This is a genomic window from Burkholderia sp. BCC1998 (assembly GCF_905339875.1).
In the GTDB taxonomy this organism is placed as follows: domain Bacteria; phylum Pseudomonadota; class Gammaproteobacteria; order Burkholderiales; family Burkholderiaceae; genus Burkholderia.
The window spans coordinates 91,241-105,743 of the sequence record NZ_CAJPHE010000019.1; the positions used below are offsets into that span (position 1 = coordinate 91,241).

Here is a 14,503-nt window from a genome sequence, read left to right on the forward strand (position 1 = left end):
GTCGTACCGCACCGAAGCCCGCTGATGCCGACGCATAGCGGGCTTTTTGTTTTGGCCTGATTTTTGTGGCTGGGCGCGCGCCCGATGCACGACCCTCGGCGCGACCCCTCGAATACGGATAACGGAACATGGACGACTCCCTCAACTTCGACACGCTCGCCGTGCGCGCGGGCACGCTGCGCAGCAGCGACTTCAACGAGCACTCGGAAGCGCTGTTCCTCACGTCGAGCTTCTGCTTCACGAGCGCGGCCGAGGCAGCCGAGCGCTTCGCGAATTCGGAAGACTATTTCACCTATTCGCGCTTCACGAACCCGACCGTCACCATGTTCCAGGATCGTCTCGCCGCGCTCGAAGGCGGCGAGGCCTGCATCGCGACGGCGTCGGGCATGGCCGCGATCATGTCGGTCGTGATGTCCGCGCTGCAGGCGGGCGATCACCTCGTCAGCTCGCGCAGCCTGTTCGGCTCGACGCTCGGGATGTTCTCGCAGATCTTCAGCAAGTTCGGCATCACGACGACCTTCGTCGATCCGACCGACCTGAACGCATGGCAGGAAGCGGTGCGGCCCGAGACGAAGATGTTCTTCCTCGAAACGCCGTCGAACCCGCTGACCGAACTCGCCGACATCGAGGCGATCGGCAAGATCGCGAAGGCCGCGAACGCGCTGTTCGTCGTCGACAACTGTTTCTGCAGCCCGGTGCTGCAGCAGCCGCTGAAGCTCGGCGCGGACGTCGTGATGCACTCGGCGACGAAGTTCCTCGACGGCCAGGGCCGTGTGCTCGGCGGCGCGCTGGTCGGCTCGAAGGAATTCATCATGGGCAAGGTGTTCCCGTTCGTGCGCAGCGCGGGCCCGACGCTGTCGGCGTTCAACGCGTGGGTGCTGCTGAAGGGGATGGAGACGCTGTCGCTGCGCGTCGAGAAGCAGTCGGCGAACGCGCTGGAAATCGCGCGCTGGCTCGATTCGCATCCTGCGGTCAAGCGCGTGTTCTATCCGGGGCTCGAATCGCATCCGCAGCACGAACTCGCGAAGCGTCAGCAGAAGGCGGGCGGCGCGATCGTATCGTTCGAGCTGAAGGGCGACACGCCGGAGCAGCAGCGCGCGAACGCGTGGCGCGTGATCGACAGCACGAAGCTGGTCTCGATCACCGGCAACCTCGGCGACACGCGCACGACGATCACGCATCCGGCGACGACGACGCACGCGCGCATCACGCCGGAAGCGCGTGCGGCCGCGGGGATCACCGAAGGGCTGATCCGCCTCGCGGTCGGCCTGGAAAACGCGGGCGACCTGCGCAACGATCTCGCGCGCGGCCTCGAGGGCTGAGCGCGGCGGCACTGATTTCAGGGCCGGCATGACGACGGGTCGCTCAGACAGGGCGGCCCGTTTTCTTTTCAGTCGGCGACGAACGCGTGTTGCGTTGCCGGAATCAGCCGGCCCGCGCGTCGCGCATCGCGTCCATCATCCAGCGCAAGGTTTCGTCGAGCGGCGTCACGGGCAGCTCGCCCACCGCGCGCCGCAGCTTGTCGCGCGACCCGCTCAGGCTTTTTACTTCGTTATGCCGAACGAAGCGCGGATCGATCGTCACGTCGATCACGTAACCGGCGATTCGCGACAGCATCGCCAGCACTTCCTTCAGCGAATACGCGCGCTCCGAGCAGATGTTGAACGTCTCGCCGGCCGGCGCGGCTTCGAGCAGCTTCAGATAGGCGGCTGTCACGTCGCGCACGTCGGAGAAATCGCGGCTCACGTCGAGATTGCCGAGCGAGATGCGCGGCGCGTTGCGCGCATAGTGCGATACCAGCTTCGGCAGCAGATAGGCATCGTCCTGGCCGACGCCCGTGTAATTGAACGGCCGCGCGATCACGATCGGCAGGCGGTCGGCCCACAGCTTCGCCGCGTATTCCATCGCGAGCTTGCTGACCGCGTAGTCGTTCGCGGGCGCGGGCGCGACGCTTTCGTCGAGCACGCCGGCCGTCGAATTGCCGTAGATGTTCGCGCTGCTGGCGAGCAGCACCGCCGACGGGCGGCGGTCGAGGCCCGCGAGCGCGGCCAGCAGGTTGCGCGTGCCGACGATGTTGACCGCGTAGGTCTGCGACGGCTCGTCCTGCGCGACGTGCGCGCGCGCGGCGAGATGCACGACCGCATCGGGCCGCGCATCGGCGAGCGCCGCACGGGTCGCGTCCGCATCGAGCAGGTCGACCGGCAGCAGCGTGCAGTGGGCGAGCGCCGGATCGTCGGGTCGCGCCGCGCCGGGTGCCACGGTGCCCCACACGTCGTAGCCGGCCGCAGCGAGCCGCTGCGCCATGTAGCGGCCGGTGAAGCCCGCCAGGCCCGTGACGAACGCCCGGCGCGACGGGCGCCTGGCTTCAGTACGTGTCATGGTGCCGGTTCCGCGTCAGGTCCGCTTCGACCATCATCTGGCAGAGCTGTTCGAGCGTCGTCTCCGGCGCCCAGCCCAGCTTGGCTTTGGCTTTGTCGGCAGAGCCGATCAGCAGGTCGACTTCGGCAGGGCGGTAGAACTTCGGATTCACTTCGACGAGCACGTCGCCGTTCGACGCGTCGAGGCCGCGTTCCTGCTCGCCCTTGCCGGTCCATTCGATCTGGTAGCCGGCGGCCGCGAACGCCATCTGCACGAAGTCGCGCACGGTCTCGGTGCGGTTGGTCGCGAGCACGTAGGTGTCGGGCTCGTCGGCCTGCAGCATCCGCCACATCCCTTCGACGTATTCGAGCGCGAAGCCCCAGTCGCGCTTCGCGTCGAGGTTGCCGAGCTCGAGCCGGGTCGCCTTGCCGAGCTTGATCTTCGCGACGGTGTCGGTGATCTTGCGCGTGACGAACTCGCGGCCGCGCAGCGGCGATTCGTGGTTGAACAGGATGCCGCTGCAGCCGAACAGGCCGTAGGACTCGCGGTAGTTCACGGTCATCCAGTGCGCGTACAGCTTCGCGACGCCGTACGGGCTGCGCGGGTAGAACGCGGTGGTTTCCGTCTGCGGGATCGCCTGCACCTTGCCGAACATCTCGGACGTCGACGCCTGGTAGAAGCGCGTCTTCGGGCTCACCACGCGGATCGCCTCGAGCAGGTTCAGCGGGCCGACGCCCGTGACCTCGGCGGTCGTCGCCGGCTGGTCGAACGACACGCCGACGAAGCTCTGCGCGGCCAGGTTGTACAGCTCGTCGGGCTGCGTGCGTTCGAGCAGCCGCAGGCTGGAGCCGGCATCCGTCAGGTCGTGCTCGACGAGCGACAGGTTCGGGTGCGTGTCGACGCCGAGCTCGGCGATGCGCCAGAAGTTGACCGAGCTGGTGCGGCGGTAGGTGCCCGTGACTTCGTAGCCCTTGTCGAGCAGCAGCTTGGTCAGGTAGGCGCCGTCCTGCCCGGTGATCCCCGTGATGATGGCCTTCTTGCGAGTTTGGCTCATGGCAATGTCCTGGTCGAAACGATGGATTGAGAAAGTCAGGCGGTCGTGCGCGCGGCGGCGGGTACCGTGCTGTGCGCGGGGCCGCGGGTCAGGCGCCGCTCGAAGCCGTACCAGCTCACGGTGGCGTATACGAGCGTGATGGCCAGCGCGAGCGCGGCCGTGACGAAGCGGTTCAGGTGCAGCGGCCACAGCGCGTACAGCACGCTCAGGTGAATCAGGTAGACGGTGTAGCTGACGGTGCCGACGTACACGAGCAGCGGGTTCGTCAGCACGCGCTGCACGACGCCGCGTCCGCGCAGTGCGATCACGACGATCGACGTGCACAGCAGCAGCGAGATGCTGTAGAGCGCGGCGTTCGACAGCGGCGTGTTCGCGGCGCGGAAACGCGGGAACGACAGGTGCAGCCAGCCGAGGATCGCGAGCGACACGAGCGCGCCGACGATCGCGAGCGGATAGAACGGCTCCAGCGCGCGCCGGTCGCGGCGCAGCACGATCGCGAGCAGCGCGCCCGCGGCGAGCAGGTCCATCCGGAACGGCGTCAGGTAGTAGATCGGCCAGAACGAATCGAACCACGGCGTCGCGATCGCGCGCAGCACGGGCGCCGCGACGATCAGCGCGGCGGCGATCCACAGCAGCGCGCGCTCCGAACACCACAGCACGACGAACGGCCAGAAGATGTAGAACTGCTCCTCGACGGCGAGCGACCACAGCACGTTCAGGCTGTCGTGGCCGATGCTGCCGAGCGACAGCCCGATGTTGGTCGAGAAGAACGCGAACCACGGCCAGTGCGGCAGCCAGCTCGCGCCGAACAGCAGCGTCGACACGACCAGCAGCAGCACGTACGGCGGCAGGATCCGGCGCACGCGGCGCGCGTAGAAGTGGCTGAAGTACGACTGTCCGCGCGCCTTGCGCTCGAGCAGGATGCCGGTGATCAGCAGGCCGCTCAGCACGAAGAACAGGTCGACACCCATCCACAGCGGCGCCTTCAGCGCGTGTTGCAGGAACACGGCGCCGACGGCGATCGCGCGCAGCCCGTCGAGCTGCACGATGCGGCCGTGTTGCGGCGGGGCGAGGTCGGCGGTGCGCGAGAGGCCCGTCATCGCGCGACTCCTTCGCGACGCGCGGCCGATGCCGACGCGCGCCGCGTATTCGATGCGTGAACGTAATGCATGCGTTTAAAGGAAATATTGATTCGAAATCGATTCTAGGGAAAAGAAATCGGCAAAAAAAAGCATGTCATTTATTCGGCTGAAAACATTCAAATGCCGATCGTTTCAATCGCGAGATGAAAGATTTGCAGGCCGGGTAGCCCGTCGGACGGGCCGGAGCGGAATTTTCTACGGATCGTCGCGTGAAAAGCGGTCGTTATTTCCGCTTCGCCGGGGCTATTCCGGACGATTCCGGTTCAATATTTCAGGCGGAAACATCCCCAAATATTTCCAAATTTCTTGTGATTATTTTTGCTTGTAACCTGCATCGCGACGTTTGAAACCTATTTAGCGACAGGTCATCCAGGCACGCAGCACGCCGCGGGCGCCGGTCGCTTTTGCATCGAGTCTGGAGAGCGCATTGCGACGTCTGATTCTGGTTGGCATGACGGTATGCGCGGCGCTGTCCGCGAGCGCCGCACCGGCTGAAACCGTGTTGCCCGCGACCACGTCGTGGATCGGCAACACGTTCGGTTATGGCGACGGCAGCTGGACGCAGATCGACATTCGCGCGATCGCGGTGACGCCCGACGGCAAGGTGTATACGAACGCGCCGTGGGACGAGAGCGGCGCCGAGGCGAGCGTCTACCAGGACGGGAAAATGCTCGGCTTCGCCGGCGGCACGCATGGCTGGGGCAATCTCGGCGGCAACGCGGTCGCGGTGAACGGCAAGTATGCGTACGTCGCGATCGGCGTCGGCAACGAGCGCGGCCATCTGCAGTCGCCCGGCATCTGGCCGGACAAGGGCAAGCAGTGGTACGGCATTTCGCGGCGCACGATCGGCGACATGAAGCAGCCCGCGCCGTTCCGCGCGGCGCCGCAGGTCGCGCCCGGCGGGCGCGCCGATGCCGGCCGGGCGCGGATGGCCGCGAGCTTCATGGTGATGAACGAGGTGGCGGCACCGGCGCGGTCGGAGGTCGGTGAGCTGAAGGCGGAAGTGGGCGGCCTCGCGGCCGACGACAAGACGTTGTTCGCGACGAATCCTTCGCATGACGAAGTCGACGTGTACGACGCCGAAACGATGCAGAAGAAGGGCACGTGGAGTGCGCATGAGCCGGGCCGCATCGCGCTCGCCGGCGACGGCACGCTGTGGCTGCTCACCGATACGCTCAATCGGCCCGCGCACCTCGTGCACGTGCGCGCGGACGGCCGCAAGCTCGACGACGCGCCCGCGCTGCCCGAGGGGACCGATGCGGTGGACGTGGCGGTCGACGCGAAAGGGCGCGTGCTGGTCGCGGACAACGGCCCGCGCCAGCAGGTGCTGATTTTCTCGAAAGGCGGCAACGGCTATGCGCAGTCCGGCACGCTCGGCGAGCGCGGCGGGATCTTCGCGGGCCCGGTGCCGGGCCGCCCCGGGCCGCAACGTTTCAACGGGCTGACGGGCGTGGGCGTCGATCGCGCGGGCAACGTGTACGTGTCGATGAACGGCATCGGGCCGCGCCACGACACGATCGGCGCGGGGCTCGGCGCGGTGCTCGAGAGCTACACGCCGGACGGCAAGCTGCGCTGGCAGGTGCAGGGGCTGCTGTTCGTCGACGGCGCGTGGCTCGATCCCGCACGGCCGAACAGCGTGTACACGGGCAACAAGCGCTTCGAGCTCGACCTGTCGAAGCCGCCCGGCCAGGACTGGAAATACGCCGGCTTCCTGTCGAACCGCTTCAAGTATCCGGACGATCCCGTGTTCCACACGGACCAGTACCCCGGCATGCCGTTCGCGCGGCGCGTCGACGGCCGCACGTTCCTGTACCTGACCGACATGTACGCCGATCACCTGAAGATCTACCGCTTCGACGCGAAGCGCGACGGCGAGGTCGCGGTTCCGTCGGGCCTGATCGCGGGCCGTGCGCGGCCGGTCGACAAGGTGCCGAACAAGCCGCCGGGCGGCGACTGGATCTGGCGCGACGCGAACGGCAACGGCCGGCTCGACGAGGACGAGTTCACGACCAACACGACCGGCAAGGCGAAGGCGGGCGGCTGGGGCTGGTGGGTCGACACGAAGGGCGACATCTGGCGCACGAGCGACGTGCGCGGCATTCATCGCTTCGGCTACGGCGGTGTCGACAAGGCCGGCAACCCGATCTATTCGTACGACAAGGTCACGACCTATCCGATGCCGCAGCCGTTCACGCAGCTGCGCCGCGCGATCTACGAGCCGCAGACGGACACGCTGTACGTGACGGGCTACACGGCCGACGCGCCGCCGCAGCCCGGCATCAACAAGGAAGTCGGCCGCGTGCTGATGCGCTTCGACAAGTGGTCGAGCGGCTCGCCGGTGGTGCGCTATACGGTCGCGCTGCCGTGGCAGCTCGACGCGAAGCCGATCCTCGACCTGATCGGGATCACGGTCGAGGGCCGCTACATCTTCACGGTGGAGCCGGTCGGGAAGATCCACGTGTACGACAAGGAAACCGGCAAGGAGGTCGGCGTGATGAGCCCGGGCGCCGAGGTCGGCAAGGCGTCGGGCTGGGTCGACGTGCCGTTCGGCATCAGCGCGTTCCGGCGCGAGAACGGCGAATACCTGGTGTTCGTCGAGGAAGACGCGCGCGGCAAGGTGCTGATGTATCGCTGGAAACCGTGACGGGCGGCGCACCGTCGTTGCAGTCGCCGTCACACAAGGCAGAAGCATGGACAAAGGCATACTCAAGAACGTTTCGATCAACTTCATCGGGCTGATCCTGCCGACCTTCGTGTCGCTGGTGACGGTGCCCGCGTATATCCACGCGCTGGGCGTCGAGCGCTACGGCGTCGTCAGCCTCGTGTGGACGCTGATCGGTTATTTCGGGATCCTCGATCTCGGGATGAGCATGGCCGCGCAGAACCACATCTCCAAGGCGCTCGCGAGCGGCGACGCCGACGAAAGCGCGCGCGTGTTCTGGAGCGCGTTCTGGCTGAATCTCGGCACCGGCGTCGTCGGCGGGCTGCTGATCTATTTCGGCGCGTTCATCTACACCGAGTACTTCACGAAGGTGTCGGCGGCGATGCAGCACGAGGTGTATCTCGCGCTGCCGTGGCTCGCGCTCGCGATTCCGCTCGCGAACGTGTCGTGGGTGTTCGCCGGCGCGATCAACGGCGCCGAACGGTTCGGCGTGTTCAACACGAACCAGACGATCGGCACGTTCCTGTTCCAGCTGCTGCCGCTCGGCGCCGCGTGGTGGATCGCGCCGAACCTGCAGACGGTGCTCGCCGCCGCGGTCGTCGCGCGGCTGATCGCGGCGGTGATGCTCGGTCACGCGAGCATCAAGGTGCTCGGGATCCGGCGCATCGACCCGCCGCAGTGGGGCACCGCGAAAGGGCTGTTCAACTTCGGCGGCTGGATGCTGATCGCGAGCATGGCGAGCATGATCGCCGATACGCTCGATCGCGTGATGCTCGGCGCCGGCATGGGCGCGAAGTTCGTCACCTACTACACGGTTCCGCAAAACCTCGTCACGCGGCTGAACATGCTGCCGAACGCGCTGGTGCGCACGCTGTTCCCGCGCCTGTCGGCGGTCGGCCGCGATCACGCGGACACGCTCGCGCGCCAGTCGCTCGAATTCCTGAACGGCGTGTTCACGCCGGTCGGCATCGTCGCGATCTTCGCGCTCGCGCCGTTCCTCACGCTGTGGGTCGGCGCCGATCTCGCCGCGCATTCCGCGCCGGTCGGGCGCGTGCTGGTGATCAGCGTGTGGCTCGTCGGACAGGCGAGCGTCACGCGGATCCTGATCCAGTCGCAGGTCAACCCGGCGCGCGCCGCGTTCGCCGGGCTCATCGAGATGCCGTTCTTCGTCGGCGGCCTGTGGTTCGGCATTCATCACTTCGGGCTGATCGGCGCGGCGGTGGTCGTCGCGACCCGCGCGCTGGTCGACTACGGCGTGCTGCTTTACCTGTCGGCGATCCGGATGCGCGCGATCGTGCTCGACATGCTCGCGCATCTCGCCTTCCTGCTCGCGAGCCTGTTTCTCGCGCAAGCGTGGTCGGGGCTCGGCGAGTCGATCGGCCTCTGCGCGGTCGTGCTGGCGCTGAACCTGGCGTGGTCGTTCACGATGACGCCGGCCTTGCGGGCGCTGGTGCGTGACTTGTTCGTCCGTCTCAATGCGAGGAAAACCGTATGAATCGCGATCTGGCGGAACACGCCATCCTGAACCTCGCCACGGCCGATGCCGCCGCGGCCGAAGCCGGCGACGCCGCCACGCTGCGCCGGGGCAAACCGGCCGGGCAGGCGAGCGCACGCGATGCGTCGCGCCCGCTGCGCGTGGCGATCGTCCACGACTGGCTCGTCACGTACGCCGGCGCCGAGCGCGTGCTCGAACAGATCGTCGCGTGCTTTCCCGACGCGGACCTGTTCAGCCTCGTCGATTTTCTCGACGACCGCGCGTTCGTGCGCGGCAAGCCGGTGACGACCTCGTTCATCCAGAAGCTGCCGTTCGCACGCACCAAGTACCGCAGCTACCTGCCGCTGATGCCGCTCGCGATCGAGCAGCTCGACGTGTCGGACTACGACCTCGTGATCTCCAGCAGCCACGCGGTCGCGAAGGGCGTGCTGACCGGGCCGGACCAGATGCACATCAGCTACGTGCATTCGCCGATCCGCTACGCGTGGGATCTGCAGCACCAGTATCTGGAACAGTCGAACCTCACGCACGGGCCGAAGTCGCTGCTCGCGCGGATGATCCTGCATTACATCCGCAACTGGGACACGCGCACCGCGAACGCGGTGGACGGCTTCGTCGCGAACTCCGCATTCATCGCGCGCCGCATCCGCAAGGTGTATCACCGCGACGCGGCGGTGATCTTCCCGCCGGTCGACGTGGACGGCTTCTCGCTGAACGAGGTGAAGGACGATTTCTACCTGACCGCGTCGCGGATGGTGCCGTACAAGAAGATCGACCTGATCGTCGAAGCGTTCTCGCGCACGCCGGAGCGCAAGCTCGTCGTGATCGGCGACGGCCCGGAGATGCAGAAGATCCGCGCGAAGGCCGGCCCCAACGTCGAGATCATGGGCTACCAGCCGTTCGCGGTGCTGCATGACCGGATGCGGCGCGCGAAGGCGTTCGTGTTCGCGGCCGAGGAAGATTTCGGGATTTCGGTGGTCGAGGCGCAGGCGTGCGGCACGCCCGTGATCGCGTACGGCAAGGGCGGCGCGCTCGAGACCGTGCTCGAGCCGCGTTCGCACGCGCAGCCCACCGGGCTGTTCTTCGACGAACAGACGCCGCATGCGATCGTCGCGGCGGTCGACGATTTCGAGCGCGCGCCGCAGCGCTTCACGGCGCACGCGTGCCGCGCGAATGCGGAGCGCTTTTCCGCCGACACGTTCCGGCGGCGCTTTCTCGATTACGTGGAGACGGCGCTGCCGGGCTCGACCGCGCAGCGCGGCACGGCCGTCGCGCCGATGCCGGCCGCGCGCGGCCCGGCGACGCTCGTGCTGGACCAGAGCGGCGTGCTCGGCGGTGCGGAGCTGTCGCTGCTGGAGATCATGAAGCACATGCGCGCGAACGCCGATGTGCTGCTGTTCGACGACGGCCCGTTCCGCGCGGCGCTCGACGAGATCGGCGCGCGCGTCGACGTGCTCGACCAGGGCGCGCTCGCCGGGGTGCGCAAGCAGGGCGGCGTATCGGCCGGCGCGTTGAAGCACCTGTTCGCGCTCGTGCGCGACGTCGCGCGGCGCGCTCGCCGCGCCGAGGTGATCTATGCGAACACGCAGCGCGCGATGGTAGTCGCCGCGCTGGCCGGGCGGCTCGCGCGCAAGCCGGTGGTCTGGCACCTGCGCGACATCGTCAGCGGCGACCATTTCGGCAGCAAGCAGCTGATGGCGATCAAGTACTGCGCGCGGCTCGGCGTCACGCGCGTGATCGCGAACTCCGACGCGTCCGCGCAGGCATTTCGTGCGCTGACGGGCTTCACGCCGCAGCACGTCGACGTCGTGTTCAACGGCATTTCGGCCGAACCGTTCGACGCGCTGGACGATGCGAGCCAGGCCGCGCTGCGCGCGCGCTTCGGGCTGCCCGAGCACGCATGGCTGGTCGGCTCGTTCAGCCGCCTCGCGCACTGGAAGGGGCAGCACCTGCTGCTGGAGGCCGCGGCTCGCCATCCCGACATGCACGTGGTGCTGGTCGGCGCGCCGCTGTTCGGCGAGGACGAATACGCGGCGCAGCTGCACGAGATCGTCGCGCGTCACGGGATGGACGACCGTGTCCATTTCCTCGGCTTCCAGCGCGACGTGGCCGCGTGCATGAAGGCGGTCGACGTGGTCGCGCATACGTCGATCACGCCGGAGCCGTTCGGGCGCGTGATCGTCGAGGGCATGCTCGCGCGGCGGCCGGTGGTCGCGGCTCGCGCGGGCGGGGTCGTCGAGATCATCGAGGACGGCGAAAACGGGCTGCTCTGCGAGCCGGGCAACGCGGCCGCGCTGGCCGACGCGCTGGGCAGGCTGCAGCGTGACGCCGCGCTGCGCGAGCGGCTCGTCGTGAGCGGGCGGGCGACCGCGGTGCGCCGGTTCGGCACCGAAACCTATGTGGCGCGGGTCGAGAAGATCCTCGCGGATACGGCGAAGGCTGCGAAGGCGAAGAAGCGGTAGGTGGCGGCCGGCGGCGGCACGCGAAGCGTGTCGTCGTGAACCGGCGGAACCCGGCCCTCATGCGGCGTTGCGCTGCATGAGGGCTTTGGGCTTTGGGCGGGGCCGAGCCTGTCGCGCATCTGGCACGCCGTACGTGACGAAGCCGTCGTAATTCGCGCAAAGGCGAGCGATTGCGCGAGCGTGAGCGGCGGAATCTGGGGCCGGCCCGGGTCGCGGGATGCGGGCTGCAACGACGATGCGCTCGGGCGGCGGAGCGATGCGTTGCAGCGGGCGTGAATCCGGCCGCCGCCCGGTTCGGAATCGCTGCGCGGGACGCCAGGAGAGGCGCCGTGCGGTCCTGCCGCGGATCGCGTGAGGGGTCGGGCGACGCGACCGCCGTGCAGCCGCCCAGGCGGCGCATGACGCCGCGGCTTGCGCACTTCGGTACGTCGTGCCCGCCGCGCCCCGACGCGCAAATGCATCCTCGCGCCGTCCTGCCCGTAAAAAAGCCCCCGCGCAGCCTGACGCCGGGCGGGGGCCGCGAGCGCGCGAACGGCGCCGTTCAGGCAGCCCGTTCGGGTGCCGGTGCGACGACGCGGGCGGTGCGGGTCGGCTTCAGGCTGGCCGCCCACATCATCGCCGGGCGTTCGAACAGCCGGTAGAACACGTAGGCGACCGGAATCGCGGCAGCCATGAACGCGATCGACGGCCAGATCGACAGTTGCAGTTCGGAGTGGAACAGCACCGAGCCGAGGCAGACGAACAGCGGCAGATGGATCAGGTACAGCGAGTAGCTGAAGTCGCCGAACCAGCCGAGCACGCGCAGCAGCGGCGTCGGGCGCGGCGGGCAGGCGAGCGCGCGGTACAGGAAGCACGCGAAGCCGGCCGCCCACAGCTGGAACGCGCCGTACTGGCCGAAACGGAACGCGCCGCAGCCCGCGGCCAGCAGCACGGCCGCCGCGAGGTACCACGCGCGCGACGGCACGGCGGCCGTGCCGCGCACCGGCTGCGCGCGCACGTCGGCGATCCACGCGCCGATGGTCCAGGACAGCCAGTACGACGTGAAGAACTGCAGGTCGTGCCGTTCGAGCAGCCACGCCGACGCGACGTTGACGAGCGCGACGGCCGCGACGATCGCCGGCATGCCGATGCGCCGGCGCAGTGCGAACAGCAGAGGGTAGATTGCGTAGAACTGCACTTCGAGCGACAGCGTCCACAGCGCGCCGTTCGACCCGTACGTGTAGCCGGCGACGCCTTGCAGCGAGAACAGGTTCACGAGGAACGCGGTGATGCCGACGTCGCGGATCTTGTGGCTGACCGGCGCGATCTGCAGGCTGACCGCGTCCATCGCGAGCGTGAACAGCAGCGCGGCGAGCAGCACCGGGTAGATGCGCGCGAAGCGGCGCGCCCAGAAGTTCGGCGCGTCGAGCCGGTACGCGGGGTTGGCCGCGAGCTTGAGCGCTGCATTGCGGTGGATGCAGTAGCCGCTGATCACGAAGAAGATCGGCACGCCGGCGGAGCCCCATGCGAACGGGAAGGTCAGGTAGCCGGCGATCGCGCTCGGGTTCAGCGCATGACCGTAAGCGTGATGGAAGCTCTGCATGCCGACCCAGACGACCTGGCGGCAGTGGAAATATGCGACGAGCAGCGCCGCGAACCCGCGCATCGCGTCGATCACGTGTTCCTTGTGGTCGGCGACGGGCGGCGCAGCCAAAGACGATCCGCTGAAAGCTTGCATGCGATTCGATTCCTTGCGACGGATGAAGGGGATGGTCCAATCGTAATGCGCAAGAATTCGCTCGAATCAATAAAAAAATCGCGCCGGGAAATAGTGCTATTTCAGATAGTGGTGTTATTCCGGTCTGAAAGCGGTTTCGACGCCGCCACAATTATTTGCCGATTTTTTTCTGATAGTTTGAAGCTCCAGTTGATTGATGCAAGGAGCGGCAAGATGGACATGCATTGGATCGCGAGCGCGGCAGTACTGCTGGTCATGGCCGTGCTGTCGGCGTACCGCGAGGCGCTGAAGAACGAGCCGATTCGCCCGGGGCTCGAGCGGGGCGGCGTCCCGTATATCGAGGAATTCGAATCGTAAGAATTTGTATCCGGAAAATCGGTAATTTGTTTCTGTATCGGCGCCGGGTTCGGCAATATCGACCGGATTTGCGGATTATCTCTTTTCCGGAAACATGGGCAATCGGTCCATATCGAAAATGAGCGGAGTGGAATTGGCCGTGCCGCCGGTTCTCGATATGCCGTTCGGAAAACAATCGCGCCGGGTCGTCCAGCGACGCGGCGCAGTCAACGCAATCAGGATGCGAACATGTTGAAAGTCACCAAGGCCGTGTTCCCCGTCGCCGGTCTCGGCACGCGGTTCCTCCCGGCAACGAAGGCGAGCCCGAAGGAAATGCTGCCCGTCGTCGACAAGCCGCTGATCCAGTACGCGGTCGAGGAAGCGATCAACGCCGGTATCACCGAGATGATCTTCGTGACCGGGCGCAGCAAGCGCGCGATCGAGGATCACTTCGACAAGTCGTACGAGATCGAGGCCGAACTCGAGGCGCGCGGCAAGGAAAAGCTGCTCGAACTCGTGCGCGGCATCAAGCCGAGCCACGTGAACTGCTTCTACGTGCGCCAGCCGGAAGCGCTCGGCCTCGGGCATGCGGTGCTGTGCGCGGAGAAGCTCGTGCACGGCGAGCCGTTCGCGGTGATTCTCGCCGACGACCTGCTGCATGGCGAACAGCCGGTGCTCAAGCAGCTCGTCGACGTGTTCGACCACTATCACAGCTCGGTGATCGGGGTCGAGACGATCCCGCGCGAGGACAGCCGCTCGTACGGCGTCATCGAAGGCCGCGAGTGGGAAGAGGACATCATCAAGCTGTCGGGCATCATCGAGAAGCCGGCGCCGGAAGACGCGCCGTCGAATCTCGGCGTGGTCGGCCGCTACGTGTTCATGCCGACGATCTTCGATCACCTGCGCAAGCTCAAGCCGGGCGCGGGCGGCGAACTGCAGCTCACCGACGCCGTCCAGTCGCTGCTCGCGAACGAACAGGTCCTCGCGTATCGCTACTACGGCACGCGTTTCGATTGCGGCAGCAAGATCGGCTACCTCAAGGCGACCGTCGAACTCGCGCTCCAGCATCCGGAAGTGAGCCGCGAATTCGAGGCGTACCTGCGTACCTGCCTGCCCGCGCTGGCTGCTGTCGCATAAGCAGCCGCGCTGCTCCGCTGTTTCAGGTGGTGGTTGTTCCGTTGGCCCCGGCTGCCTTGTGCGCCGGGGCTTTTTTGCGTGCATTCGCCGCGCAGGCGTGGGGCCGCGGGTGATCGGCGGTGCTGAATCCGGGCGGCGTC

The 14,503-nt window shown here is 67.2% G+C and carries 10 protein-coding genes; 6 read left to right on the top strand and 4 right to left on the bottom strand.

What is annotated here, in order from left to right; genetic code table 11:
- Positions 1-128: 128 nt before the first annotated feature.
- Positions 129-1,322 (top strand): O-succinylhomoserine sulfhydrylase, encoded by a 1,194-nt coding sequence (locus U5A56_RS27585; protein WP_044843825.1) that lies wholly within the window; start codon positions 129-131, stop codon positions 1,320-1,322.
- A 103-nt stretch (positions 1,323-1,425) separates the two neighbouring features.
- Here the strand turns inward: U5A56_RS27585 and U5A56_RS27590 are convergent, their stop codons facing one another.
- Genes U5A56_RS27590 through U5A56_RS27600 form a run of 3 tightly spaced genes read right to left on the bottom strand, consistent with a single transcriptional unit; the run spans position 1,426 to position 4,512 of the window.
- Positions 1,426-2,379, bottom strand: coding sequence for an NAD-dependent epimerase/dehydratase family protein (locus tag U5A56_RS27590; protein ID WP_124521895.1), 954 nt, complete (start codon positions 2,377-2,379; stop codon positions 1,426-1,428).
- Positions 2,366-3,412 (bottom strand): GDP-mannose 4,6-dehydratase, encoded by a 1,047-nt coding sequence (gmd, locus tag U5A56_RS27595; protein ID WP_044843827.1) that lies wholly within the window; start codon positions 3,410-3,412, stop codon positions 2,366-2,368. Before gmd ends, U5A56_RS27590 begins: the two co-directional genes overlap by 14 nt.
- A 35-nt stretch (positions 3,413-3,447) precedes the next feature.
- Entirely contained in the window at positions 3,448-4,512 is a 1,065-nt protein-coding gene (locus U5A56_RS27600; protein ID WP_321925595.1) for an acyltransferase, read from the bottom strand.
- 493 nt (positions 4,513-5,005) lie between these two features.
- Here U5A56_RS27600 and U5A56_RS27605 point away from each other — a divergent pair, with 493 nt between their 5' ends.
- Genes U5A56_RS27605 through U5A56_RS27615 form a run of 3 tightly spaced genes read left to right on the top strand, consistent with a single transcriptional unit; the run spans position 5,006 to position 11,173 of the window.
- Complete coding sequence (locus U5A56_RS27605; protein ID WP_321925672.1) at positions 5,006-7,198, top strand: hypothetical protein; 2,193 nt, start codon at positions 5,006-5,008, stop codon at positions 7,196-7,198.
- 46 nt (positions 7,199-7,244) lie between these two features.
- A complete protein-coding gene (locus tag U5A56_RS27610; protein WP_321925597.1) occupies positions 7,245-8,711 on the top strand; it encodes a flippase in 1,467 nt (488 codons plus the stop codon).
- Positions 8,708-11,173, top strand: a complete 2,466-nt coding sequence (locus U5A56_RS27615) for a glycosyltransferase family 4 protein (RefSeq protein WP_321925599.1) — start codon at positions 8,708-8,710, stop codon at positions 11,171-11,173. The genes U5A56_RS27610 and U5A56_RS27615 overlap by 4 nt, the downstream gene beginning before the upstream one ends.
- A gap of 541 nt (positions 11,174-11,714) precedes the next feature.
- Here U5A56_RS27615 and U5A56_RS27620 read toward each other — a convergent pair.
- Positions 11,715-12,890: an acyltransferase gene (locus U5A56_RS27620; RefSeq protein WP_321925601.1), complete on the bottom strand. Its 1,176-nt coding sequence runs from the start codon at positions 12,888-12,890 to the stop codon at positions 11,715-11,717.
- Between the two features lie 213 nt (positions 12,891-13,103).
- Here U5A56_RS27620 and U5A56_RS27625 point away from each other — a divergent pair, with 213 nt between their 5' ends.
- The gene (locus U5A56_RS27625; RefSeq protein ID WP_006479318.1) at positions 13,104-13,247 is read left to right on the top strand and encodes a hypothetical protein; all 144 of its coding nucleotides are present in this window, start codon (positions 13,104-13,106) and stop codon (positions 13,245-13,247) included.
- A 228-nt stretch (positions 13,248-13,475) separates the two neighbouring features.
- Positions 13,476-14,363, top strand: a complete 888-nt coding sequence (gene galU, locus U5A56_RS27630; RefSeq protein WP_124486375.1) for a UTP--glucose-1-phosphate uridylyltransferase GalU — start codon at positions 13,476-13,478, stop codon at positions 14,361-14,363.
- Positions 14,364-14,503: the final 140 nt, after the last annotated feature.

What these genes read in the sequence shown, in the direction of transcription:
- U5A56_RS27585 (WP_044843825.1), top strand. Translation starts at nt 129, where the DNA reads ATGGACGACTCCCTCAACTTCGACACGCTCGCCGTGCGCGCGGGCACG.
- U5A56_RS27590 (WP_124521895.1), bottom strand. Translation starts at nt 2,379, where the DNA reads ATGACACGTACTGAAGCCAGGCGCCCGTCGCGCCGGGCGTTCGTCACG.
- gmd (WP_044843827.1), bottom strand. Translation starts at nt 3,412, where the DNA reads ATGAGCCAAACTCGCAAGAAGGCCATCATCACGGGGATCACCGGGCAG.
- U5A56_RS27600 (WP_321925595.1), bottom strand. Translation starts at nt 4,512, where the DNA reads ATGACGGGCCTCTCGCGCACCGCCGACCTCGCCCCGCCGCAACACGGC.
- U5A56_RS27605 (WP_321925672.1), top strand. Translation starts at nt 5,006, where the DNA reads ATGACGGTATGCGCGGCGCTGTCCGCGAGCGCCGCACCGGCTGAAACC.
- U5A56_RS27610 (WP_321925597.1), top strand. Translation starts at nt 7,245, where the DNA reads ATGGACAAAGGCATACTCAAGAACGTTTCGATCAACTTCATCGGGCTG.
- U5A56_RS27615 (WP_321925599.1), top strand. Translation starts at nt 8,708, where the DNA reads ATGAATCGCGATCTGGCGGAACACGCCATCCTGAACCTCGCCACGGCC.
- U5A56_RS27620 (WP_321925601.1), bottom strand. Translation starts at nt 12,890, where the DNA reads ATGCAAGCTTTCAGCGGATCGTCTTTGGCTGCGCCGCCCGTCGCCGAC.
- U5A56_RS27625 (WP_006479318.1), top strand. Translation starts at nt 13,104, where the DNA reads ATGGACATGCATTGGATCGCGAGCGCGGCAGTACTGCTGGTCATGGCC.
- galU (WP_124486375.1), top strand. Translation starts at nt 13,476, where the DNA reads ATGTTGAAAGTCACCAAGGCCGTGTTCCCCGTCGCCGGTCTCGGCACG.